The 23,898-nt window shown below is 62.4% G+C and carries 22 protein-coding genes and 1 pseudogene; 15 read left to right on the forward strand and 8 right to left on the reverse strand.

What is annotated here, in order from left to right:
- Positions 1-39: 39 nt before the first annotated feature.
- Both HHL21_RS06795 and recJ read left to right on the forward strand, forming a co-directional pair.
- Complete coding sequence (locus HHL21_RS06795; protein WP_169464513.1) at positions 40-1,068, forward strand: hypothetical protein; 1,029 nt, start codon at positions 40-42, stop codon at positions 1,066-1,068.
- Complete coding sequence (gene recJ, locus HHL21_RS06800; protein ID WP_169464514.1) at positions 1,065-2,759, forward strand: single-stranded-DNA-specific exonuclease RecJ; 1,695 nt, start codon at positions 1,065-1,067, stop codon at positions 2,757-2,759. Before HHL21_RS06795 ends, recJ begins: the two co-directional genes overlap by 4 nt.
- Positions 2,760-2,801: 42 nt before the next feature.
- Here recJ and HHL21_RS06805 read toward each other — a convergent pair whose 3' ends face one another.
- Both HHL21_RS06805 and HHL21_RS06810 read right to left on the reverse strand, forming a co-directional pair.
- Complete coding sequence (locus HHL21_RS06805; protein ID WP_169464515.1) at positions 2,802-3,134, reverse strand: hypothetical protein; 333 nt, start codon at positions 3,132-3,134, stop codon at positions 2,802-2,804.
- 68 nt (positions 3,135-3,202) lie between these two features.
- Positions 3,203-3,724, reverse strand: a complete 522-nt coding sequence (locus tag HHL21_RS06810; protein ID WP_229496152.1) for a YybH family protein — start codon at positions 3,722-3,724, stop codon at positions 3,203-3,205.
- Positions 3,725-3,792: 68 nt separating this feature from the next.
- Here HHL21_RS06810 and HHL21_RS06815 point away from each other — a divergent pair, with 68 nt between their 5' ends.
- The 5 genes from HHL21_RS06815 to HHL21_RS06835 all read left to right on the forward strand — a co-directional run bounded on the left by HHL21_RS06815 (position 3,793) and on the right by HHL21_RS06835 (position 6,159).
- Positions 3,793-4,233, forward strand: a complete 441-nt coding sequence (locus HHL21_RS06815) for an MbcA/ParS/Xre antitoxin family protein (protein ID WP_169464516.1) — start codon at positions 3,793-3,795, stop codon at positions 4,231-4,233.
- 2 nt (positions 4,234-4,235) lie between these two features.
- Complete coding sequence (locus HHL21_RS06820) at positions 4,236-4,919, forward strand: RES family NAD+ phosphorylase (protein ID WP_169464517.1); 684 nt, start codon at positions 4,236-4,238, stop codon at positions 4,917-4,919.
- 21 nt (positions 4,920-4,940) lie between these two features.
- Entirely contained in the window at positions 4,941-5,261 is a 321-nt protein-coding gene (locus tag HHL21_RS06825; protein ID WP_169464518.1) for a DUF2288 domain-containing protein, read from the forward strand.
- Between the two features lie 65 nt (positions 5,262-5,326).
- On the forward strand, positions 5,327-5,926 hold the full coding sequence (locus HHL21_RS06830; RefSeq protein ID WP_370659677.1) for a class I SAM-dependent methyltransferase: 600 nt from the start codon (positions 5,327-5,329) through the stop codon (positions 5,924-5,926).
- Positions 5,923-6,159, forward strand: coding sequence for a hypothetical protein (locus tag HHL21_RS06835; RefSeq protein WP_169464520.1), 237 nt, complete (start codon positions 5,923-5,925; stop codon positions 6,157-6,159). Before HHL21_RS06830 ends, HHL21_RS06835 begins: the two co-directional genes overlap by 4 nt.
- Positions 6,160-6,521: 362 nt before the next feature.
- On the opposite strand, the pseudogene HHL21_RS06840 reads toward HHL21_RS06835, so the two are convergent.
- Positions 6,522-8,522, reverse strand: a pseudogene (locus HHL21_RS06840) (bifunctional 2',3'-cyclic-nucleotide 2'-phosphodiesterase/3'-nucleotidase); the annotation flags it as partial.
- 50 nt (positions 8,523-8,572) lie between these two features.
- On the opposite strand from HHL21_RS06840, the gene HHL21_RS21370 reads away from it, so the two are divergent.
- The 4 genes from HHL21_RS21370 (at position 8,573) to lysS (ending at position 11,987) form a co-directional block, all read left to right on the forward strand.
- Positions 8,573-8,740: a hypothetical protein gene (locus HHL21_RS21370; protein WP_206085677.1), complete on the forward strand. Its 168-nt coding sequence runs from the start codon at positions 8,573-8,575 to the stop codon at positions 8,738-8,740.
- A protein-coding gene (prfB, locus tag HHL21_RS06845) for a peptide chain release factor 2 (protein WP_169464522.1) occupies positions 8,657-9,761 on the forward strand; the annotation gives its coding sequence in 2 pieces (ribosomal slippage) (positions 8,657-8,737 and positions 8,739-9,761; 1,104 coding nt in all). Before HHL21_RS21370 ends, prfB begins: the two co-directional genes overlap by 84 nt.
- A gap of 2 nt (positions 9,762-9,763) precedes the next feature.
- Complete coding sequence (locus HHL21_RS06850) at positions 9,764-10,429, forward strand: HAD family hydrolase (protein ID WP_169464719.1); 666 nt, start codon at positions 9,764-9,766, stop codon at positions 10,427-10,429.
- A 25-nt stretch (positions 10,430-10,454) separates the two neighbouring features.
- Positions 10,455-11,987: a lysine--tRNA ligase gene (gene lysS, locus HHL21_RS06855; RefSeq protein ID WP_169464523.1), complete on the forward strand. Its 1,533-nt coding sequence runs from the start codon at positions 10,455-10,457 to the stop codon at positions 11,985-11,987.
- Positions 11,988-12,040: 53 nt separating this feature from the next.
- On the opposite strand, the gene HHL21_RS06860 is transcribed toward lysS, so the two are convergent.
- A complete protein-coding gene (locus tag HHL21_RS06860) occupies positions 12,041-12,295 on the reverse strand; it encodes a hypothetical protein (protein WP_169464524.1) in 255 nt (84 codons plus the stop codon).
- Positions 12,296-12,373: 78 nt separating this feature from the next.
- Positions 12,374-13,744, reverse strand: a complete 1,371-nt coding sequence (ppnN, locus tag HHL21_RS06865) for a nucleotide 5'-monophosphate nucleosidase PpnN (protein WP_169464525.1) — start codon at positions 13,742-13,744, stop codon at positions 12,374-12,376.
- A 315-nt stretch (positions 13,745-14,059) separates the two neighbouring features.
- On the opposite strand from ppnN, the gene HHL21_RS06870 reads away from it, so the two are divergent.
- The gene (locus HHL21_RS06870) at positions 14,060-15,517 is read left to right on the forward strand and encodes a peptide MFS transporter (RefSeq protein ID WP_441295187.1); all 1,458 of its coding nucleotides are present in this window, start codon (positions 14,060-14,062) and stop codon (positions 15,515-15,517) included.
- 47 nt (positions 15,518-15,564) lie between these two features.
- On the opposite strand, the gene HHL21_RS06875 is transcribed toward HHL21_RS06870, so the two are convergent.
- The gene (locus tag HHL21_RS06875; protein ID WP_370659678.1) at positions 15,565-16,467 is read right to left on the reverse strand and encodes a LysR substrate-binding domain-containing protein; all 903 of its coding nucleotides are present in this window, start codon (positions 16,465-16,467) and stop codon (positions 15,565-15,567) included.
- Between the two features lie 104 nt (positions 16,468-16,571).
- On the opposite strand from HHL21_RS06875, the gene HHL21_RS06880 reads away from it, so the two are divergent.
- Positions 16,572-17,501, forward strand: coding sequence for an NAD-dependent epimerase/dehydratase family protein (locus tag HHL21_RS06880; protein WP_169464527.1), 930 nt, complete (start codon positions 16,572-16,574; stop codon positions 17,499-17,501).
- A gap of 62 nt (positions 17,502-17,563) precedes the next feature.
- Here HHL21_RS06880 and HHL21_RS06885 read toward each other — a convergent pair whose 3' ends face one another.
- Entirely contained in the window at positions 17,564-19,822 is a 2,259-nt protein-coding gene (locus HHL21_RS06885; protein ID WP_169464528.1) for an OPT family oligopeptide transporter, read from the reverse strand.
- Positions 19,823-19,958: 136 nt separating this feature from the next.
- Between HHL21_RS06885 and HHL21_RS06890 the strand changes: the two genes are divergently transcribed.
- Positions 19,959-22,310 (forward strand): penicillin-binding protein 1A, encoded by a 2,352-nt coding sequence (locus tag HHL21_RS06890; RefSeq protein WP_229496154.1) that lies wholly within the window; start codon positions 19,959-19,961, stop codon positions 22,308-22,310.
- 73 nt (positions 22,311-22,383) lie between these two features.
- Here the strand turns inward: HHL21_RS06890 and HHL21_RS06895 are convergent, their stop codons facing one another.
- Entirely contained in the window at positions 22,384-22,770 is a 387-nt protein-coding gene (locus HHL21_RS06895) for a DUF5335 family protein (protein ID WP_169464530.1), read from the reverse strand.
- 161 nt (positions 22,771-22,931) lie between these two features.
- On the opposite strand from HHL21_RS06895, the gene HHL21_RS06900 reads away from it, so the two are divergent.
- A complete protein-coding gene (locus HHL21_RS06900; protein WP_169464531.1) occupies positions 22,932-23,870 on the forward strand; it encodes a 5'-nucleotidase in 939 nt (312 codons plus the stop codon).
- The last annotated feature ends 28 nt before the right edge of the window (positions 23,871-23,898 follow it).

Consider the following 23,898-nt stretch of genomic DNA (forward strand, 5'->3'; position numbering starts at 1 on the left):
TAATTTCTCGTCGACACACCATATGAAATACAATGCGGCATGACCCAGATTTCGCTTGTCCTGCCGTTTGCCCTGCCCCCTCCTGAACTGGCTCCCGACCTGGTGCGTGCACTGGACGTCCCGTCACTTGCCAGCCTGATAACCCGCACTTCCTCGTTCCAGCCGGTCCCGTTCGAAGGCCCGTTGCGCATGCTGCCGCATGAACTGTGGCTGGCGCGCGCGATCAGCCTCGATGCGAGCGACCGCCCGGCGCTGGCTGCGCAGGCGATGCTCGGGTACCGGCTCGATCCGGGCGACGGCAACTGGCTCATCGTCCATCCGTCGCATATCGAAATCGCGCGCAGCCACATGCTGATGGCGGACCTGCGCACGCTCGACCTGGAAGAGCGTCATTCGCGCATGCTGTTCGACGCCGCCAAGCCCTATTTCGACGAAGCGGGCAAGACGCTGCTGTACGGCGACGCCCACACATGGTTCATGCGCGCCGATAGCTGGACCGGGCTGGATACCTCGACGCCCGATGCCGCAGCCGGCATGAACCTGTCGGACTGGCTGCCGCGCGGCGACAAGTCCATCGAATACCGCAAGCTGCAGAACGAAGTCCAGATGCTGTGGTTCCAGAACCCGGCCAACAGCGAACGCGAAGCGCGCGGCCAGCGCGCCATCAACGCGTTCTGGCCATGGGGCTGCGCGAGCGCGCATGAAGCAATCCCCGCCACGGCGCCGCTGCTTGCCGCAACCGACGCGCCAGGCTGGCTGTCGTCGCTCGCACAGCTGCGCAACCCTGCGCTGGCCGAGCTGCTCGCCAGCAGCGACGGCGACGCACTCCACCTATGCGACAGCCTCACCCAGGCGGCGATCGGCGCCGACTGGGCGGCATGGCTGGCGCAGATGAAGCGTCTCGACAAGACCGTGTTCGCCCCGGCCCTCGCGGCGGTGCGCGAAGGGCGCATAAAAAAACTGCGCCTGGTGCTGAGCCACCGCGACCGCCACATCGAATTCACCACGACCAAACTGGCGCAGAACATGTTCTGGCGCCGTCCATCGCTCGACCGATTGCTGCCATGACCCGTATCGCCACCCGTCCCTGCTCGTTCCGAACCTCCGAGATGCTGCGCCAGGGAGGCGTGCACCCGGTGCTCGCCCGCCTGTTCGCATCGCGCGGCCTCACCGACGTGCGCGAACTATCGAGCGAACTGGCGGCGCTGGTGCCGCCTTCCGGCCTGCTGCACATTGACGCTGCCGCCGTATTCCTCGCCGACGCCATCGCCGCGCAAAAGCGCATGGTCATCGTCGCCGACTACGACTGCGATGGCGCAACCGCCTGCGCCACCGCGCTGCGCGGCCTGCGCGCGATGGGCGCGCACGTTGACTACATCGTGCCGAACCGATTTGAATACGGCTATGGGCTGACGCCGGAGATCGTCGCGCTGACGGCGCGCGAGAAGACGCCTGACATCATCATCACAGTCGACAACGGCATCGCCAGCATCGACGGCGTGCTGGCCGCCAAACAGCTCGGCATCGACGTCGTCGTCACCGACCACCACCTGCCGGGCGATACGCTGCCCGAGGCCCGTGTCATCGTCAATCCGAACCAGCCCGAGTGCGGCTTCCCCAGCAAGAACCTGGCCGGCGTCGGCGTGGTGTTCTACGTACTGCTGGCGTTGCGCGCGGAACTGCGCCGCCGCGGCGTATTCGACGCCCAGACGCAGCCGAAGCTCGACAACCTGCTCGACCTCGTCGCACTGGGCACGGTGGCCGACGTCGTCAAGCTCGACGCCAACAACCGCATCCTGGTCGCACAAGGCATCAAACGGATGCGCGCGGGGCGCATGCATGCCGGCGTGGCCGCGCTGTTCCGTGTCGCCGGGCGCGAAGCGCGCAGCGCATCGCCGTTCGACCTGGGATTCGCGGTTGGTCCGCGCCTGAACGCGGCGGGGCGGCTGGACGACATGTCGCTCGGGATCGAATGCCTGATCACCGACGACGAAGGCCGTGCCTGGGCGATCGCCCAGCAGCTCAACGACATCAACCTGAAACGGCGCGAGATCGAAGCGGACATGCAGGACACCGCCCTGCTTCACCTCGACGCGTTCGAACCGGCCACCAGCAGCACCATCTGCGTGTTCGACGAAAGCTGGCACCAGGGAGTGATCGGCATCGTCGCCTCACGCCTGAAAGAGAAGTTCTTCCGCCCGACGATCACCTTCGCACCGGGCAGCGATGGCTGGCTGAAGGGTTCGGGACGGTCGATCCCCGGCTTCCACCTGCGCGACGCGCTCGATTTGGTATCGAAGCGCGCCCCGTCCCTGATCGACAAATTCGGCGGCCACGCGATGGCGGCGGGCCTGACGATCCGGGCAGATGCGCTCGACGCTTTTTCGGAGGCGTTCGAAACGGTCGGGCGCGCGCTCCTGACCCAGCAACAGCTGGAACGAGTCATCGAGACCGACGGCCCGCTGGAGGACGCGTACTACACGACGCAGTTCATCGAGGTGATCGATGGGCAGGTGTGGGGGCAAGGATTCGCGCCGCCGGTCTTCTGCGACGAGTTCCGCGTCATCAGCCAGCGCATCCTCAAGGAGCGGCACCTGAAGCTGCTGCTTGAGCGGAACGGCCAGCGGTATGACGCGATCTGGTTCGGCCACACCGCATCGGTGGGTGACCGCGCGCGCGTGGCGTTCAGGCTGGACGCCAACGAGTACAACGGCGTCACCCGGGTGCAACTGATGGTCGAACACGCCGAACCCGCGTGACGAAAGTCCGGCGTCAAGCGCGGGAGCCTGAAGGCGGTCCTGTCATCCCAAATTTTTCTGCGCCAGCAGGAGCAAGCTTCCGGCCGCAGCGGCGGTCACGATCCAGATTCCCATTCGGGCCAGCATTGCCATGTATTTCGCGCGCTCGGCCGGATCGTCCACCCAGTTCCGGCCGAACGCCCTGGCCTCGCGGCCAACGACAAAATACACGGCCGGCATGATGATAAAGACCGCTGCGACGGCGAGCCAGGCGACGTTTTCCACCAGGCCGGACGAGAATGCGCCGGTGCCGGACCACGCAGCGAACGGAAGTACGCCCAGCGAAGTCCAAAGTCCCGCCAAAGCGGCGGTTCGGTTGCTCGGTTCAGTCTTCATCTATTCCTTTTTTCGATTCGGGGTCCGTCCCCGGGGACGGACCCCGAATTTCGGTGTCTGCCGATAAATTATGGATTCTTGCAGTCGCAAACATCCGATCCGCGGTTAAACACGATACGCCACTTGCCCGGAGCTTCCAGTCGCCAGATCGAGCTGAAGCGCGCGATCAGCTTGCCCTTGGGGTCGTACGCGGGCCCGCCGCTGATCGCCAGCGTGCCGGACGCGAGCACCTCCACTTCATCCGGCTCCCACGAGAACGGGGCTTCCGGCTTGTCATAGAATCGCTTCCATTCCTGCGCTACCGCGCCTTTCCCATGCTGCGCCTGCTTCGGCCCCGAAAAAAACACGGCCTCGTCGGATAAAAAACTCGTGAACGCAGCATGATCGCGCGCTTTCATTGTCGCCGCGAACGCGCGCTCCGTGTCCGTTACCTGCTGCTTCAACTCTGCGTTAGTCGTCGGCGCCGCTGCTGCCGCACCGATCATGGCGAATACCAGGCTGAACCCCGCTATGCGTTTGAGAATACCCATCGCCGTCCTTTCGAGTGATAACCCAGCCATTCTGCCACCGGCTTGCACAAAGATAAACATCTCTATCGCGAGCGCCGCTTGTACGTTCCATTAAATCGGAGTATAACTAATCCATAACCGGAGCAACCATGAACAATCTAGCCTACGCCTATCCAAAAAGCCGCTTCGAGCCGGCCGTGCTGGTTGACCTGAACGCCAGGCCGGAGCGCGAGCGCCTGTCCAAGTCGGCCCTGAAGGGATTCTTCAAACTTGTGGCCGCGTGGAAGCTGCGCGATGAGGATGCGCGCGAGCTGCTGGGCGGTTTGTCCTCCTCCACCTTCTACGAGTGGAAGAAGAATCCCGACCGCGTTCTCGAGGTCGACCGCATTACGCGCATTTCCTACCTTCTCGGCATCTACAAGGCGCTGCATATCCTTTACGGCGACAAGCTGGCCGACGAATGGGCCACGCTGCCGAACAAGAACCCGATCTTCGGCGGCCGCACCCCGCTGTCGCAAATGCTGGCGGGCGGCCTGCTGGCGATGCAAATGGTGCGCAAGCTGCTTGACGCGCGTCGCGGAGGCCTTTGATCTTGCCGCGCGAGCCAAAGCTGGCGCCGCTGCGCCAGTTCGATACCTGCCGCCTGATTCCATCGCGCTTCGCCGATGTCGAGGACTCGGTGTTGAGCCCTCTCGCCGACAGCAACGACGAGCTGCGCGACCTGTTCGACCTCGATAACGCCACCAACGAGCGGCTGCGCGGTGAATACGGCGGCCTGCCCGGTATCGGCGTCGACGAACTGGTCTTCGGCGTACCGAACTTCAGGATCATCAACGCGGCCTACACCTATCCCCGTCCCGAAGGAAGCCGCTTCAACGACGGCGAACGGGGCGCGTGGTACAGCGCGTTCGACGCCCCGACCGCCCTCGCCGAGATTACCTTCCACAAAACGGTGGAGTACCAGGAGATCGACCGCTTCGACGACAGCGTTACCTACCAGGCGATGCTGGCCGACTTCACCAGCACCTTCCACGACCTGCGCGGCGAAGAAGGCTTCGATAACTGCCTCGATCCGTCCAGCTACATCGACTCGCAACTGCTCGCGGCCCAGCTGCTCGAAGCCGGGTCGATGGGCGTCATCTACCCAAGCGTACGCCTCGCAGGCGGCACCAACCTCGCCTGCTTCCGTCCCGCGCTGGTGGGCAATGTGCGCAGGGGCCAGGCGTATCGGTTAACATGGGCGGGTTCGCCGGTTCCGGTGATCGAATCCATCTGATACTTTAATTCCGACTCAAGCATGAAAACCAAGCCCGAAAACGATACCGACCTGCGCATTAAGATCAACCGCGAGACCGCGCGCCTGCCGTGGTCCGAACTGGAAAAGCACTTCGCGCAAGGGAACGTGGTGTACGTGAGCGCAGAACTCGACTTGGTCGATGTGGCGGTGCGCATCTCGCACGACGACAAGGACAGCATCAGCGGCTGGATGGCCGACGGCAAAGTGGCGAAGGTCACCGACGTGCAAGCGGCAACATGGGCTGCGGCCGATGCGCAGCTGTGGACATCGGTCGTCAGTCCTTTCGTACTGGTCCAACCTGAGAAAACGAAACTGCATTGAAGCCCTTAAGCGACGAAAAAATCATCGACTCATGGTCGAAGAATACCGCCCCATGGACCAACGCCGTGCGCGGCGGCGAAATCGAAAGCCGCAAACTGGTCACTGACCAGGCGATCGTCAACGCCGTGCGTGGCCGGTCGCCTCGCACCGGCATCGACATCGGCTGCGGCGAAGGCTGGCTTATACGGGCGCTCGATGGCATCGAGATGATCGGCGTCGATGCCGTGCCCGGCCTCGTGGACATGGCAAACGCGGCTGGCGGCGGTGACTTCCGCGTGATGTCGTACGAGGAACTCGGCGCGGGTCGCCTGAATGCATCAGTCGATGTCGCTATCTGCAATTTTTCGCTGATCGGAAAGGAATCTGTCGAAGGCCTGCTGCGTGCAGCCCCGTCGCTGCTAAACCATGGTGGCGCGCTGATCGTGCAGACCCTTCACCCGCACCTTGCATGCGGCGACGCGCCCTACCAGGATGGATGGCGCGAGGGATCATGGTCCGGCTTCAGTACCGATTTTACCGATGCGCCGCCCTGGTATTTCCGCACCCTTGAAACCTGGGTCAGGCTGTTCAGCGAGAGCGGCTTGCGCCTGGTTGAGATGCGCGAACCGCTTCACCCGGCGACCGGCAAGCCGGTTTCCGTTATTTTCATCGGAGAGCGCAAATGAAGACTATTTTTACCGCGTCCGTATTCGATGCGACCGTCATCGTGGACGGGAACGAACTATTCAAAGGCAAGGGATCGGCCGGGCTGTGGGCCGAGAAGCTCGCGGCCGAAATCGGCAGCGAGGTGACGGTCGAGAAGATCGGCGCCGGCTGGGCCTTGCGCGGCCAGGTCGACGGCGTCGACTGCACCTGGGGCATTCACGGCCAGCGCCTGATGCAGATCGACCGCGGCTGAACCTCTGCTCAGGGTGCCGGCGCGCGATGTTTCAGCGCGTGCGCCATTTCCTTTATCAGGGCGGCGGCCCGCTGCTCATCGCGGTCGAATCCCATCGAACCATCGCGCAGGGCCATCGCCAGCTGCTGCATCGCTTCCGGATGGTCGCGTTCCGCAGCCGCTTCCAGCCACTTGCGCGCCCCGCCCTCGTCCCTCGGCATCCGCTGGCCCGAGTACAACACGTTTGACAAGAGGAACATCGCAGCCGGATCGCCTGCACGAGCTGAAGCTAGCATCGCCCTGGCGGTATGAGCGCTGTCGCGCCGCGTTCCCATGCCGCTTCGGAGCATTGTCCCGGCACTGCTCGCGGCACTAGCCCCTCCCTTGGCCAGGTCGACCGCATATAGCGCGAAGCCCTTGCCGAGTCCATCATCGTCGCGCAGCTGCGACACATTGTGCAGGCCTGCTTCATGCGCCAGTTCCACCATGCCTGGCGCTGAATGGAAGACGACCGGGCCGGCCGTCCTCACCTTCGTGAACGCCCAGCTGCGGCCACCACCGTGCGTCGCGCGGCTCAGGTTCTTCGTCTCCTTGATATAGGCAATCAGGACCTCACGGTTATTATCCGGCGACGCGATCACCGTCTTGCTGCCGTCGAGGCCAGGGAAGCCGCCGCCGCCACTCGCCCGGTAGTTATTGGTCGCGACCAGGAATTCGTCACCAGCGCCAACCGGTTTGCCGCGGTAGCGGAGCTTGCGGATGCGGTCGCCCGCCGCTTGCGTCACATCGATTTCATAACGCACATCGGCCGAACTCAGGCTGTCGAAGTTATACGACGCGAAAGCCGGATTGACCAGCTCCTGCTGCTCGTTGCGGGCAGGGTCGATCCTGTTGAAGCGCCCGGCGGCATGCTCCAGCCACGACTTGAGTTCCAGCCCGTTCACCTTGACCGCATACAGCGCGTTCGGATACAGGTACAAGTCAGCCGCGTTGTTCAAGGCAAGGCTGCCCGCTGCGACGTCGGTGAAATCAGTCACGCCGGCGTTACCGCTTTTGAACGGCGCCGACATCGACAGCACCGGCAGCCTGGCGTACTGCGGCATCGACGCCCTGACGTACTTCGCCACGTAGTCTGCCTGCGCCTGGTTCACAACCGCCATCGCGGAGACGTCTCCGACGTCGGCAAAGTAGGTCGACATGCGGAATGCGGTCGTGCCGACAGGCGTCTTCACGTAGCGGATTGTCGCCTCGTGCTCATGCGCGACCAGTTCAAGCACCGAAGGATCGGCTGCGACGTATGCCTTGTCGGAGCGCTGCGCACTGCGCGCTTCGACAGTGGTTTTGGCTTTATCGACCACCCATCGCCTGCCGTCATGCGACAACTGCAGCCCGATAACGCCGAGATGTTTGCCCCACAGGCTGGCCATCACCGTCGGCACCCCGTGCACCAGCCCCTTCGCCTTGTCGACACCGGGCAGGTTGAACTGCGCGACCTTGCTCTTCGCATTCGGGAACACCTGGTGCGAATGCCCGATCAGCATGGCGTCCACGCCGGGCACCTGGGCCAGGTAGTAGTTAGCGTTTTCCATCGTCGGCGAGTACGGCGCCGCATCGAGCCCGCCGTGCGAGATCGCGACAATCAGGTCGGCGCCTTGTGCGCGCATCTCCGGGATGTACTTCTGCGCCGATTCGCGTACGCCCTCGGTATAGACTTTCCCATCGAGCCAGCGCTTGTCCCACGACATAATGGTTGGAGGCGCAAAGCTGATGATGCCTACCTTGAGCGTCGCCGAAAACGGCCTGCCGCTCGCATCCTGTGCGCTGATCTTCCTCGCGATGATGTGGTACGGCGCGAACAGCGGCTTGCCTGTCTTCAGGCTGTAGACGTTCGCCAGCACCTGCGGGAACGCTGGCCCGGCGCAGCGCGGTCCGGACTGGTCGACGCCATCGACCTCGAAGCGCTTGCCGGTCACCTGCGACAGGTGCGCCAGGCCGTAGTTGAATTCGTGATTGCCGATGCCGCCGCCGTCGAACTTCAGGTGGTTCATGGCCTTGTAGATCGCCAGTACCTGGTCGCACGCGAGCGGCGCAACCAGCGCCTGGTAGTCCGACAACGCGGTGCCCTGGATCGTATCGCCGTTATCGAGCAGCAGCGTGTTGGCGTACTGTTTGCGCGCTTCGGCGATCAGCGCCGCGGTGCGGTCCAATCCGAGCGATGGATCGGGAGCCAGTTTGTAATAATCGTAACCGACGACGTTCGAGTGCAGGTCCGTGGTCTCCAGCAGCGCCACAGTGGCGCGGCTGCCCGCTGGCGTGCCGCCCGGCGCGGTGGCGCACGCAGCCAAAACGGCGGGAACAAGCAAAGTGCAAATTTGATAACGCATGGGCGGCCCGGGGATAGGTATTGGCAGGATGATACGGGACTGCCGCCGGCATGGGCAAGCGCCCGCGCCTTGCTGCGCCCGTCATCGGGTATAATCTAGGGTTCGATTCAACCAACTATTTAGACCGGAACGCCATGGAAGCCGAACGCATCAACGCCCTCTCCGCCCTGCTGAACGATCTCACCGATCGTGAAGCCGAACTTCGGAGGTATCTTTGACTTCGATAAAAAGTCAGAGAAGCTCGAACAAGTAAACGAAGAACTCGAAGATCCGACCGTCTGGAACGATCCAAAACGCGCGCAGGATCTCGGCAAGGAGAAGAAGGCGCTGGAGGCGATCGTCGATACGTTGACCTCCGCCAAGGCCAACCTGGGCGATGCGAACGACCTGTTCGCGATGGCGCGTGAAGAAGGCGACGATGACACGCTCGAAGCGATCATCGGCGACGCCGACGAAATCCGCAAGGTCATCGAATCGATGGAGTTCCGCCGGATGTTCAACAATCCGATGGACCCGAACAACTGCTTCATCGACATCCAGGCCGGCGCGGGCGGTACCGAAGCGCAGGACTGGGCGTCCATGCTGCTGCGCCAGTACCTGCGCTACTGCGAACGCAAGGGCTTCAAGGTCGAGATCATGGAGCAGTCCGACGGCGAAGTCGCGGGCATCAAGACCGCCACGCTGAAGGTCGAGGGCGACTACGCCTATGGCCACCTGCGCACTGAAACCGGCGTTCACCGCCTGGTGCGCAAGTCGCCGTTCGACTCGGCCAACGGCCGCCATACCTCGTTCACCAGCCTGTTCGTCTACCCGGAAGTCGACGATTCGATCGAGATCGACGTCAATCCGGCCGATATCCGCATCGACACCTACCGCGCGTCCGGCGCGGGCGGACAGCACATCAACAAGACCGACTCCGCGGTCCGCATGACGCACATGCCGTCCGGGATCGTCGTGCAGTGCCAGAACGACCGAAGCCAGCACCGCAACCGCGCCGAAGCGATGGACATGCTGAAGGCGAAGCTGTACGAGATGGAACTGCGCAAGCGCATGAGCGAACAGCAGAAGCTGGAAGACTCCAAGACCGACGTCGGCTGGGGCCACCAGATCCGTTCGTACGTGCTGGACCAGTCGCGCATCAAGGATTTGCGCACCAACTTCGAGACCGGTAACACCAAGGGCGTGCTGGACGGCGACCTGGACGACTTCATCTCCGCGTCCCTGAAGCAGGGCGTATGACGATGTCCGATACCAGGCGTGCATTCGTCTTCGACATGGACGGTACGATCGTCGACAACATGTCCTTCCATACCGATTCGTGGATCACGTTCTTCAAGCGTCGCGGCAAGGACATCGATGCGGACGAATTTTTCCGTACCACCGCGGGACGCCAGGGCAAGGAGATCATCCGCGCCCACATGGGCGAGCACCTGCCCGACCATGAAGTGCTGGAGCTGAACGCCGAGAAGGAATCGGTCTACCGCGAACTGTACGAACCGCACCGCAAGACCGTCACCGGTTTCGACGACCTGGTCGAACAGGCCAAGCTGCGCGGCGTCGGGCTGGCCGTCGCCACCGCTGCGCCGAACGCGAACATCGAGTTCACCCTCGATGGCCTCGACCTGCGCCGCCACTTCGACACCGTCGTCGGCGCTGCCGATGTCGCGCGCGGCAAGCCGCATCCGGACGTGTTCCTGCTGGCCGCTGAACGCTGCGGCGTGAAGCCGGAAAACTGCATCGTTTTCGAAGATGCGCCGCTCGGCGTGGAAGCGGCCCGCCGCGCAGGCATGCGCTGCGTCGTGCTGACGACCACCCTGCCAGCAGAAGCCTTCGCCGAATTCGACAACGTGATCCACATTGCCAGCGACTTTTCCGAGCTGACGATCGACGAGCTGTTCCCCGCATAATCAATCAAAACTAGCGATACTTATCATGACTACGGATATCCAAGAACAAGCCGCAGCACCGGCGGACGACAACAAGATCATCGCCGAGCGCCGCGTCAAGCTGGCAGCCCTGCGCGAAAAAGGCGTGGCCTTCCCGAACGATTTCCGTCCACAGCACAAGGCGGCCGGCCTGCACGAGCAGTACGGCGCCAAATCGCGCGAAGAACTCGAAGCCGAAGCGATTCCGGTCGTGCTGGCTGGCCGCATGATGCTCAAGCGCGAAGCCGGCAAGAAGGCCGCCTTCGCCACGCTGCAGGATTCGTCCGGCGTGCGTGCCGATGGCCGCATCCAGATCTACGCCACCCTCGACCTCACCGGCGAAGCCGCGATGGAAGCGCTGCACCACTACGACCTGGGCGATATCCTGGGCGTGGAAGGCACGCTGTTCAAGACCAAGACCGACGAACTGACGATCAAGGTCACCAGCCTGCGCCTGCTCACCAAGTCGCTGCGCCCGCTGCCGGACAAGTTCCACGGCCTGGCCGACCAGGAGACCAAGTACCGCCAGCGTTACGTCGACCTGATCATGAGCGAAGAGACGCGCCGCACCTTCAAGGCGCGTACCGCCGCGATGTCGTCGATCCGCCGCTTCATGGAAAAGCACGAGTTCATGGAAGTCGAGACGCCGATGCTGCACACCATTCCTGGTGGCGCCGCCGCGAAGCCGTTCATCACCCACCACAACGCGCTCGACATGGAGATGTTCCTGCGTATCGCGCCGGAGCTGTACCTGAAGCGCCTGGTGGTTGGCGGTTTCGACCGCGTATTCGAAGTGAACCGCAACTTCCGCAATGAAGGCGTCTCGCCGCGCCACAATCCGGAATTCACGATGATGGAGTTCTATGCGGCCTACGTCGATTACCAGTGGCTGATGGACTTCACCGAAGCCGTCATCCGCCAGGCTGCGATCGATGCGCACGGCACCGCGATGCTGACCTACGGCGGCCGTGAGCTGGACCTGTCGAAGCCGTTCAACCGCCTGACCATCGTCGGCGCGATCAACAAGTTCGCTCCGCACTACAGCAGCGAGCAGCTGAACGACTCGGCATTCATCCGCACCGAACTGAAAAAGTTCGGCGTGAATCCGATGGCGGGCTGGGGCCTGGGCGCGTTGCAACTGGCGCTGTTCGAAGAGACGGCCGAATCGCAGCTCTGGGAACCGACCTACATCATCGACTACCCGGTTGAAGTATCGCCGCTGGCACGTGCGTCCGACACGCGCGAAGGCATCACCGAGCGCTTCGAGCTGTTCATCGTCGGCCGCGAAATCGCCAACGGCTTCTCGGAGCTGAACGACGCCGAAGACCAGGCAGCGCGCTTCCACGCACAGGTGGCGGCGAAGGACGCTGGCGACGAAGAAGCGATGTTCTATGACGCGGACTACATCCGCGCGCTGGAATACGGCATGCCGCCAGCTGGCGGCTGCGGCATCGGCATCGACCGCCTGATGATGCTGATTACGGACTCGCCAAACATCCGCGACGTGATCCTCTTCCCGCACCTGCGCCGCGAAGACTGATCAGAATGAAATTGGGGCCCTTTCGGGGCCCCAATTTTTTTGTCTGACGTCGTTTAGTTGACGTTCTTCGCTATGAAGAATACGACTGTGACAAGAAAAGTGCCGAATCCATACATTTTCCACGTTAGCGTGTTGATCGTCTTCTGGAACTCTTCTCGCGGAACGTAATTGGAACGAATAACAGCGAGATCAAGCTTCACGGCGTCGACATCTTCTTTGGTCGCGTAGTTTGAGCGCACGACTGCAAGGTCGATTCTCATCGACGCCATGCCTGCTTCTAAGGAAGTGATACGATCATCAAGGCTCATACGACGATCATTGTCGTATCGCCGGCAACTGTCAAGCGGCGCACACTAACCACCTGTGCGCCGGATGACCAGCCTCAACTATTGAACAATCCGATAGCAAGGAACATAAGCCTTGCCCGGCAATTTCATCCGGCTCTGCTCGACGAACGACGTCAGCAGCGCATCCATCGGACCCATGATTGCCGGGTCGCCGTGGATTTCAAAGTGCCCGAACTTTTCAATTGCACGGATACCCTCGTCCTTGACGTTACCGGCCACCACACCTGAAAACGCGCGCCGCAGATTTGCCGCGAGCTGGTGCTTTTCCTGGTTTTTATGCAGGCTCAGGTTGCGCATGTTTTCATGCGTCGGCCTGAACGGACGCTGGAATTCCGGATCGATGCGCAGCAGCCAGTTGAAGTAATAGGCATCGCTGCGCGATTTGCGGTATTCGCGCACTTCCTTGATCCCGGTCTGCATCTCGCGCGCGACCATTTCCGGATCGTCGACGATGATCTTGTAGCGCTTCTGCGCCTCTTCGCCAAGCGTCTGCCCGATGAAATCGTCAATCTGGGCGAAGTACTCGCGCGAGGTTTCCGGCCCGGTGAAAATAAGCGGGAACGGCATGTCGGCGTTATCCGGATGGAGCAAGATACCGAGGACATACAGGATTTCCTCGGCAGTACCCGCGCCGCCCGGGAACACGATAATCCCATGGCCGGTACGGACAAACGCTTCAAGGCGCTTTTCGATATCCGGCATGATGACCAGGTCATTGACGATCGGGTTTGGCGATTCGGCCGCGATAATGCCCGGCTCGGAAATGCCCAGATAGCGGCCAGTGCTGCGGCGCTGCTTCGCATGGCCGATGGTGGCGCCCTTCATCGGGCCTTTCATCGCGCCGGGACCGCAGCCGGTGCAGATATCGAGATCGCGCAGGCCAAGCTGGTAGCCGACCTCTTTCGAGTAGTTGTATTCGACCCGGTTGATCGAGTGGCCGCCCCAGCACACCACCAGGTTCGGATTGCGCTGCGGCTGCAGCACATTCGCATTACGCATGATGTGGAATACCGCATCGGTAATGCCTTCGGTGCGGGTTAGGTCGAAATTCGGGTTATCGGTAATCTCGCTGCTGGTAAAAATAATATCGCGCAGTACCGCGAACAGGTGCTCGTGGATCCCTTTGATCATTTTTCCATCGACGAAAGCGATGGCCGGGGCTCCCTTGATTTCGAGCTTGATGCCGCGCTCGCGCTGCACGATGCTGATGTCGAAAGATTTATAACGCTCCAGCAGTTCCTTGCCATCGTCAATCGAGCTGCCGCAATTGAGTACCGCCAGCGCGCAATTACGGAACACCTGGTAAAGGCCGCCCTGGCTGGTGTCGAGAAGCTTGACGACTTCGGACTTCGACAGCACTTCAAGCCGGCCTTCCGGCGAAATGAGGGTATCGACAACGTCGTGCTCCATAGTACAGATTCCTTTTTCAATATCTGTGAAACGATCAATGCCTGCACTGCCAATATACGACAACTGGCGCGAATAGGGGCGTGGCTTTCGCAAGCCGTGTGGCGGGTAAGTACACGCCGGATACCGCATCTGGCAAAAATTCGCAGAATGTGACGGATTTACATTAAAATGCAGCCCAGTTGGAATTTTCCGTCCTAAACGACGCAGCTTTCCACCGATGATCGTATCAACCTAAACCAGTCAGGAGACCCCCGCATGAGCGGAGCCGCTACCACACCAAATCAGGAAGTCGTTATTCCCGAGTTCAAGCAGATGATGGGACACCCAGGTCCGCTTTGGATGTTATTCATGACCGAATTCTGGGAGCGTTTCGCTTTCTACGGCATCCGTTGGGCGCTTGTGCTTTATATCGTCGCCCAGTTCCATGAAGGCGCAGGCACCGGCCAGGCCGCCGCCAACCTGACCTATGGTTCCTACCTTGCACTGGTTTATGCCGGCGCGGTATTCGGCGGCTATGTCGCCGACCGCGTCATCGGTTACCAGCGTTCGATCCTGATCGGCGCGCTGTTCATGGCGGCCGGCCTGTTCGCCATTACCATCCCCGACCCGAAGATCTTCAACCTGGGCCTGGCCACCATCATCGTCGGTAACGGCATGTTCAAACCGAACATCTCGACCATGGTCGGCAAGCTGTACGCGCTGAACGACACCCGTCGCGATTCCGGCTTCACCATCTTCTACATGGGTATCAATGCCGGCGCGTTCGTCGCACCGATCCTGACCCAGGTCCTGGCACAGAAGATCTTCGGCACCGACGGCACCCCAGCATACAAGGTCGTGTTCTTCGCGTCCGGCATCGGCATGCTGATCAGCCTCGTATGGTTCTACATCGGCCGCGCTTCGCTCAAGGGCATCGGCGCACCGGATGAAAGCGGCCAAAGCCGCACCCGCGCAATCATGGTCGCCGTTGGCGCACTGTTCGTCATCCCGCTGGTGTACTTCCTGCTCGCACTGGGCGCAGCCACGCTGCAGATCATCCTGAGCATCATGTTCGTCATCCTGGCGATCATGCTGATGATCGAAGGTATCCGCGAAGGCAAGATCGCGCGCGACAAGACCATCGCGATGATGATCATCTTTGCGTTCAACATCCTGTTCTGGATGTTCTTCGAACAGGCGGGCAGCTCGTTCACCTTCCTGGCCGAGAACATCGTCGACCGTGTCGGCGCCCTTGGCATGGATGTCTTCCCGACCGCCTGGTTCCAGAGCGTGAACTCGGTCGCCATCATCGTCTGCGCACCGCTGATCGCATGGGTGTGGGTCGCCATGGGCCGCAAGAACGTCAACCCGTCGATCCCGCGCAAATTCGGCCTGGGCATCCTGTTCAACGGCCTGGCTTTCGGCCTGCTGATGTATGCGCTGTCGTTCCTGGTTGATCCAACCTACGGCAAGATCCCGTTCTGGACCCTGTTCGCGGTCTACTGGATCCAGTCGATCGGTGAGCTGTGCCTGTCGCCTATCGGCCTGTCGATGGTCACCAAGCTGGCGCCAACGCGCCTGGTTGGCCTGGGCATGGGCGGCTGGTTCCTGTCGACCGGTATCGGCAACAACCTGTCGGGCATCTTCGCGAGCCACGTCAGCGGCGAGTCCGGCATGTCGGTCGCATCGGCGCTGTCGGGCTACACCTTCGGGTTCTGGTCGCTGATGGCCGGCGGCTTGATCCTGTTCCTGCTCGCACCGCAGATCCAGAAGCTGATGCACGGCGTGAAGTAATACATCGCCTGCATCGTAAAAATGGCGGCCTTCGGGCCGCCATTTTTTTATCCGTTCTGTTCCAGCTGGCGCCGCATCTCGTCCATCTCGCCCACCAGCCAGGCGCGGAAGCGCTGCACCTTCGGCATGTTCTCCTTGCGTGGATTAACCAGGAAGCGGTAGCCATTGGCGAACGGCGCGCTGCGGCAGTTGATCTGCCTGAGTGAGCCTTTCAGGATGTCCTGGCAGGCGATCCCGTACGCCACCAGCGCGATCCCCTGCCCCGCCACCGCGGCCTGCGCAAGCACGCCCCAGTGGCTGTACCCGCGCGAGAAATCGTATTTGCCTTTCAATGCGCGGTTCTCATTAAGCAGCTGAAGCCATGACTCCGGCGACTTCTCGTACAGCAGCGGGAAGTTGGGCAGGTCCGCCAAGCTCAGTTCGGACTGGCCCGGCGCCAGTAAATCAGGGCTGTAGACGGCTATCAGGCGCTCGCGGAACAGCAAGGCAGGGTCGCCGTCGCCGACCGGTCCGTAGCGCACCGCGACGTCGGTCGCATCATCCTCGAGATCGACCGGCGCATCGTTCGAATCGAGGCGGATGTCCAGCTCCGGATACAGCTTGGTGAATCGGTGCATGCGCGGCACCAGCCACTTGATCGCAAACGAGTGGGTCGTCGAAATGCGCAGTACCGATTCCTCGCTGCCCGCCTGCAGCGCGCCGATCTTTGCGCGCAGCTCACCCAGCATGCGGCCCACCGCGATCGCCAGTTCCTGCCCCTTTTCCGTCAGCGTCACGTGGCGCGGGTGGCGGATGAACAGCGCGAACCCGAGGTTTTCTTCCAGGTGACGGACCTGCTGGCTGATCGCCGCCGGAGTCTTGTGCAGCTCTTGCGCCGCCAGCTTGAAACTGCCCCAGCGCGCCGCGCAATCGAAATCGATCAGCCCCGAGAGACTGCGTACCGGTTTCACAATCGCCCCATGGATAAGTTTTTCTTAGTCAATGCCATAATTTTTATCGGTTGATCAATTTCCATCATAAGCAGAAAATATACGCGATCCAACCAGGAAATGCCATGCACAAGAATATATTGGTGATGGGCGGCACTCGCCATGTCGGCAAGCTGCTCGTCCAGAAACTCGTCAATGCAGGCCACCGGGTCACTATCGCCACGCGCGGCCGCGCGCCCGACCCTTTCGGCGAGCGCATCAAGCGTATCCGCGTCGACCGGCGCGATGAAGCAGGCATGCGCCGCGCGTTTGCGGGAATCGAAGGCTACGACGTCGTCTACGACCAGATGTGTTACAGCCCGCTGGACGCCGCGATCGCGGTGCGCGTATTTTCAGGGCGCGTGAAGCGCTACATCATGGCCTCGACGGTCGACGTGTACCGTGGCCTGATGGAAAACCAGGACAGCCCGTACGCCGAGACCGACCTGAATGTACTCGGGCAGATGATCGACACGCGCTACCCATGGCACGATCCGTCGCGCGCGGTGGAAAGCTACGTCGCAGGCAAGCTGCAGGCCGAGGCCTACCTGTACCGCGACGGCACACTGCCGCTGGTTACCGCGCGAATTGGCCACGTACTTGCCGGCCCCGAGGACTTTACCGGGCGCCTGGCGCACTATGTCGACCTGGTTCGCCTGCGCGCACCGCTGCGCTACACGAACGCCGCGGCGGCGAGTTCGTTCATCGACGGCCACGCCGCCAGCAGCTTCCTGGCGTGGGCAGGGTCGCAGGACTTCACCGGCCCGATCAATGCTGCCTGCGATGGCGGCATGTCGGCCTTCGACCTGCTCCACCGCGCAGGGCGCGCGCTCGATGAACCGGTGAGCGCCATCCCGGCCGCGAAAGCGGGACCCGCGGGCGAATTAAGCCCGTTCGACTACCCTCATCCGCTGATGCTGGACACCAGCCGCGCGGCGCGCCTCGGCTATCGCTTCGGCCATATCGACGAGTGGGCCGACGACATCATCCGCCAGCACGACCTCGCCTTCGTCTGACCGACGGCACAAAATGAAAACGGGCGCTTTCGCGCCCGTTTTGCATTCCGGCCTGAATCGCTTTAAACCTTGAGTTTCTTCTCGCGCGCGATCCAGTACAGCAGCACGACCAGTCCCGCGTACGGCAACAGCGACAGCCAGTCGGAGCTTGCGCCCGCATAGAACGGGTTGTACGCCTCCGCCCACTTCATCATCGTGGTATCGAAATCGGTCAGCACGCCCGCCGTGATGGCGATGACGATGCCGGCCAGCGCGCCGCCTGCGATGTAGCCCGATGCCAGCAAGGTGCCAGAACTACGGTCGCCCGCGGCTTGCTGCTCTTCCGGCGTCATCGACGCGATATGCGGCAGCTGGTTATTGCGGCGGTCGACCAGCCAGCGGATAAAGCCGCCAACCGCGATCGGCGCCGTCGACACCAGCGGAAGGTAGACGCCCACCGAGAAGGCAAGCGACTGCACGCCCGCCATTTCGAGCACGACGGCGATCATCACGCCAAGCAGCACCAGCGTCCACGGAAGCTGCTGGTCGAGGATACCCTTGATGATGTAAGACATCAGCACCGCCTTTGGCGCATCGAACTTCTTCACCTCAGAGCCGTCCGGGCGCTTGGTGTGGGTGCCGTTAATGCCCGGGTCGACCAGGTAAGCCAGTTCGCCATTGGCGTTGACGAGGTATTTACCCGCCGGGCCGCCGACGGTGTCGGTCTTCTGCCAGACCTTGTAGGTATTGCTGTCGGTCGCCGCTTGCGGCCCCTGCAGCTGCGCGGTCGCGGTCAGCTTGCTGGCGTCGACCTTCAGGCCAGGCGCCACTTGCGCCGCCGGCACGTAGACCGTGCTGGCGTCATTCAGCTTGAGCAGGATCGGGCCGAGGATCAGCGCCGACGCGAACGCGCCGCACAGGATCGCGTACTGCTGCAGTTTTGGCGTTGCGCCTACCAGGAAGCCGGTCTTCAGGTCTTGCGACGTGGTGCCCGCGTTACTTGCCGCGATACAGACGATCGCGCCAACCGACAGCGCCGTCACGTAGTACTGGCCGCCGGTCCATCCCATGAACAGGAAGATCAGGCAGGTGAACAGCAAAGTCGCCACCGCCATCCCCGAAATCGGGTTCGACGACGAGCCCACTTCACCGGTCAGGCGCGACGACACGGTCGCGAACAGGAAACCGAACACCAGGATCAGCAGCGCGCCCAGCAGGTTCATATGCAGCGGGGTGGCGACCGTAATGATGGCGATGATCGCGAGGCAGCCGATGACGACCCATTTAAGCGGGATGTCGCGGTCCGTACGCACCGATTCGTCTGCTGCGCTGCCCTTGCCCATGCCGGACAAGCCGCCTTTCAGGCCGTTCCAGATGGTCGGCATCGAGCGCACCAGGCTAATCAGGCCGCCGGCTGCAACAGCGCCGGCACCGATGTACAGGACGTAGGCGCTGCGGATATCGTTGGCGTTCATATCCTTGATCAGCATGGTGCCCGGCGATACAGGGACCGTGAGCAGCTCGCCGAAGAATTTGATCATCGGGATCAAGAGCAGGTACGACAGCACGCCGCCGGCCGCCATGGTCGCGGCAATGCGCGGGCCGATGATGTAGCCCACGCCAAGCAGCTCCGGCGACAGTTCGGCGCCGACGGAACCCGCCTTCAGCGGCGCGCCGAACTCGAAGTTGGCCGTGTCCTTCCAGCCCTTGAACGAGATATTGCCAACCTTGTACAGCAGGCCGAGGCCGAAGCCGCCGAAGATAATCGCGGCGCGGCGTTTGGCGGTGCGCGCCTCATCCGAACCCGCTTCGCGGATTTCGCCCGCCGCTGCGCGCGACGTTTCGGTAGCGGCGGCCTTCAGCACCTCGGCGCACGCGGTGCCTTCCGGGTATTTCAGCTGATAATGCTGGTCCACGATCATGGTGCGGCGCATCGGGATCATCATCAGGATGCCGAGCAGGCCGCCCAGCACGCCCACCAGCATCACGCGCGAGATCTCGAGGTCGAAGCCGAGGATCAGAATCGCCGGCATGGTCACGCCCAGGCCGAACGCGATCGACTCGCCCGCCGAACCGGCGGTCTGGGTAATACTGTTTTCGAGGATCGTCGAATCGCGCCCGCCCATCTTTTTGGCGAGGCCGAACAGGGTAATCGCGATGACCGCCACGGGAATCGAGGCGCTGACCGTCAGGCCCACCTTGAGCACGAGGTAAAGCGACGAGGCGCCGAACACCATGCCGAGCAGGATGCCCATGGCCAGTGCGCGGAAGGTCATCTCTGGAAGGTGCGCCGAGGCAGGTATGTACGGCTTGACCGGGCTACGGGTCGGATCGTATGGCATGAAGACAGTCCTTGAAGGATTTTTTTCGCAGGCGTGACTATCGCACAAGCCTGCCCGCATGGAAAGCGGCGGCATACCAATCGACTATAATTCGCCCGACCAAGGCGACCCCGCCGACGCTTCCAGAGAGTGCAGCTTGAGAATTTCTTCCCGCCTGGCGCAAAAGCGATCTACCGGCACAAACCGCGGTTTCATCCTGATCATCCTGATCATCCTGCTCTTGCTGCTGGCTGGCGCCGCCGCCGCCGGCTGGTTCCTGTGGTCGATCGCGAAGAATGTGCCCGAGATCGATGCGGTCACCGATTACAAGCCGAAGATCCCGCTGCGTATTTACACTGCCGACCAGGTGCTGATCGGCGAATTCGGCGTCGAGCGCCGCGACTTCGTGCCGATCGCGCAGATGCCGGACCTGATGAAGAAGGCCGTGCTGGCAATCGAGGACACGCGCTTCTATGAACACGGCGGCATCGACTGGATCCGTGCGATGGGTGCGGCCAAAGCCAACCTCCAGGGCGGCTTCCGCGAGGGTGCCTCGACCATCACCATGCAGGTGGCGCGCACCTTCTTCCTGTCGCGCGAAAAAATCGTGTCGCGCAAGCTGACCGAAATCGCCCTGGCGCTGAAGATCGAAAAGGCGCTCTCGAAGGACCAGATCCTCGAGCTGTACATGAACCAGATTTACCTGGGCCAGCGCGCCTACGGTTTCTCCAGCGCGGCGCGCGCCTACTTCGGCAAGCGGCTCGACCAGTTGTCGGTCGGCGAAATCGCCATGCTCGCGGGCCTTCCGCAGAATCCTTCGCGCCACAATCCCGCGGTCAACCTGAAGCGCGCCACCCAGCGCCAGCATGCCGTCCTCAAGCGCATGTATGAACTCGATTACGTCACCGAATCCCAGTACCGCCAGGCGCTCGACCAGCCGGTACGGGTCAAGCCCGGCGGCCAGCAGTTCGCCACCCACGCCGAATATGTGGCCGAACTGGCGCGGCAGGCGGTCTACGAGCAGTTCCAGGACGAGGCCTACACCTCCGGCATCCGCGTGACCACGACGATCCTGTCGCACGACCAGGACGCGGCCTACGAATCGGTACGGCGCAACGTGCTGGCGTACGACCAGCGCCATGGCTACCGGGGCCCCGAGGGCTTCATCGACTTGCCGTCCGATCCCGCCGAGCGCGACATCGCCATCGACGAGGCGCTGCAGAAGCGCCCCTCTTCCGACGGCCTGATCCCTGCGGTCGTCACGGCCGTGTCGCCACGCGAAGTGAGCGTCGAAACGCAGGGTGGCGATTCGCTCGGCATCAGCGGCGCCGGCCTGCGCTTCGTCGCGCAGGCATTGCCTGAAAAGGCGAAGGCCTCGATCCGGCTGCGTCCCGGCGCGCTGGTGCGCGTCATGCAGGACAGCCGCAAGGCGTGGTCGATCGTGCAGGTGCCCCAGGTAGCGGCGGCGTTCGTCGCGCTCGACCAGAACACCGGCGCATACCGCGCGCTGGTTGGCGGCTTCGACTTCAACCTGCACAAGTTCAACCACGTCACCCAGGCCTGGCGCCAGCCCGGGTCCGCGATCAAGCCGTTCGTGTATTCGGCGGCGCTGGAAAAAGGCTATTCGCCGGGCACGATGATCCTCGACGAAGCCCTCGACCTTCCCGGTGAGAACGCGGGCGCCACCTGGTCGCCGCAGAACGACGACGGCAAATTCGATGGCGCGGTATCGATGCGCGATTCGCTCGCCCATTCGAAGAACGTGACCACGGTGCGCCTGCTGCGCGCGGTGTCGGTGCCGTACGCGCACGAATATCTCGGCAGGTTCGGCTTCGACCGTACCCGCCATCCAAAGAACCTGACGCTGGCCCTCGGCACCGGCGCCGTGACGCCGCTCCAGATGGCGGGAGGCTACGCCGTCTTTGCCAATGGCGGTTATTCGGTACAGCCTTACCTGATCGCGAAAATCCAGGACGCCAGCGGCGCGGTGATCAAGGAGTTCACGCGCCCCGCTGCGCCGCCCGAAAACCAGCGCGTGATCGACCAGCGCAATGCCTTCGTGGTCGACACCATGCTGCGCGCGGTAACGTCATACGGGACCGGTGCTGCGGCCGGAGCGCGCCTTGGTCGCACCGACATCTCCGGCAAGACCGGCACGACGAGCGATGCGATCGACGGCTGGTTCGCCGGATATGGCGGCGACGTGGTCGCGGTGGCGTGGATGGGCTATGACGAGCCGAAGTCGCTGGGCGGGCGCGAGTTCGGCGCCACCTTGTCGCTGCCAATCTGGATCGACTATATGAAGGCTGCCATCGCCAGGCGTCCCGTCCACGCGCGGGAAGCGCCCGAAGGCGTGATGCAGGAAGCCGGCGACTGGATCTATTCCGAATACGCAGGGCTCGACGACTTCAGGTCCATCGACATTACGCCTTTGCCCGAAAGCCCGCCTGCCGAGCCGGAGGAGGAGCAGGATCCGCCGCCGCCGTCCGAGCCTGGGCCGGACAATTAACGTGGCTTTGCACCTGCAGTACGCGGGCGCGCGCCTGCACCCTCCCCCTTATCCGGATCGGCGAACGCCTCGCTCAGCGGGGTGCGCCGGCGCCCGGCCCCGGCCTGTTCGCACTGGCCGCCAGGTGCGGATCGGGCAGCATCAGCGGATCGCGCAGCTTGATGATCTGCTCCAGCCCGTCGCTGTCGACGACCCGGATGCTGTTCAGGCTGACGCCGTCCCGGTCGACCCAGATTTCTGTCACATTGGGAATATTGTGCTCCCAGCGCTCCAGCATTATTTCCAACAATTCACTCTTGTGGTCATAGGTGATGCCGTTCAGCGGCGCAAACCGCGATTCGACCTGCGCTCCCAGCGAAAGCGACTCGACGTCAATCTCCGCCTGCTTACCGGTCAGCATCTTTGACATTGAATCAAAGTATGTTGCCCAAGACGCCTTGTCCAGTTTTTCGATGCTCATGGTGACCTCCTTGCGTAATACTTACACTGTATACTTCGACCCGGCGCGCTGCCGAAAATTCCACAGGTGAGCGCAGACCGCGTCCGGCTGCTGCGGGCCCCGTAAGGTAGAATTGCCCTTCGACACACGCGTGCACATAAAATCAACAGCAAGGACGATGAATGGCGTTTCAGATTGAGCACAAACTTGTCATCGGCGTGGCATCGAGCGCGCTGTTCGACCTGGCCGGATCGCACCAGGTCTACCTCGACAGCGGTCCGGAGGAATACCGCAAGCACCAGGAGCAGAACCTCGACGTCATCCTGGGTAAAGGCGTGGCCTTCCCCTTCATCCGCCGCTTCCTCAACATTAACAAGTGCTTCCCGCGCCAGTCTCCGGTCGAAGTTGTGCTGTTTTCGCGCAATTCGCCCGAAACCGGCCTGCGCGTGATGCGTTCGATCGCCCACTACGGCCTCGACATTTCGCGCGCCGCTTTCATGACCGGCAAATCGCCGTACACCTACCTGCCGGCGTTCAACGCTTCGCTGTTCCTGTCGGCGAACGAGGAAGACGTGCGCAACGCGATCCAAGCCGGCTACCCGGCCGGCATTGTGCTGCCCTCGAAGATCAGCGACGAGGATGACGACATCGAGCTGCGCGTGGCCTTCGACTTCGACGGCGTGCTGGCCGACGACGAATCGGAGACCGTCTTCAAGCGCAACAACGACCTCAATGAGTTCCACGCCCACGAAACCGAACATATGGCGGTGCCGCACCAGCCAGGCCCGCTGGCCGACATGTTCCAGAAGCTGGCGCTGATGCAGCGCCTGGAAGAGCGCATGCAGAAGCGCGATCCCAACTACCGCAAGATCCTCCGCATCGCCATCATCACCGCCCGTAACGCGCCGGCGCACGAACGGGTCGTCACCACGCTCAAGAGCTGGGGCGTGTCGGCCAACGAGACCTTCTTCCTGGGCGGGATGAACAAGACCCGGGTGCTGTCCGTCTTCAAGCCGCATATCTTCTTCGATGACCAGCTGACCCACCTGAAATCCTCGCCGGGAGGGACGATCCCGATGGTTCACGTGCCGTTCGGCGTCGCCAACCGGGGACAGATATAATTACCACCCCTTTCGAGCACCCATAAAG

This window comes from Massilia polaris (assembly GCF_012927275.1).
In the GTDB taxonomy this organism is placed as follows: Bacteria; Pseudomonadota; Gammaproteobacteria; order Burkholderiales; family Burkholderiaceae_D; genus Telluria_A; species Telluria_A polaris.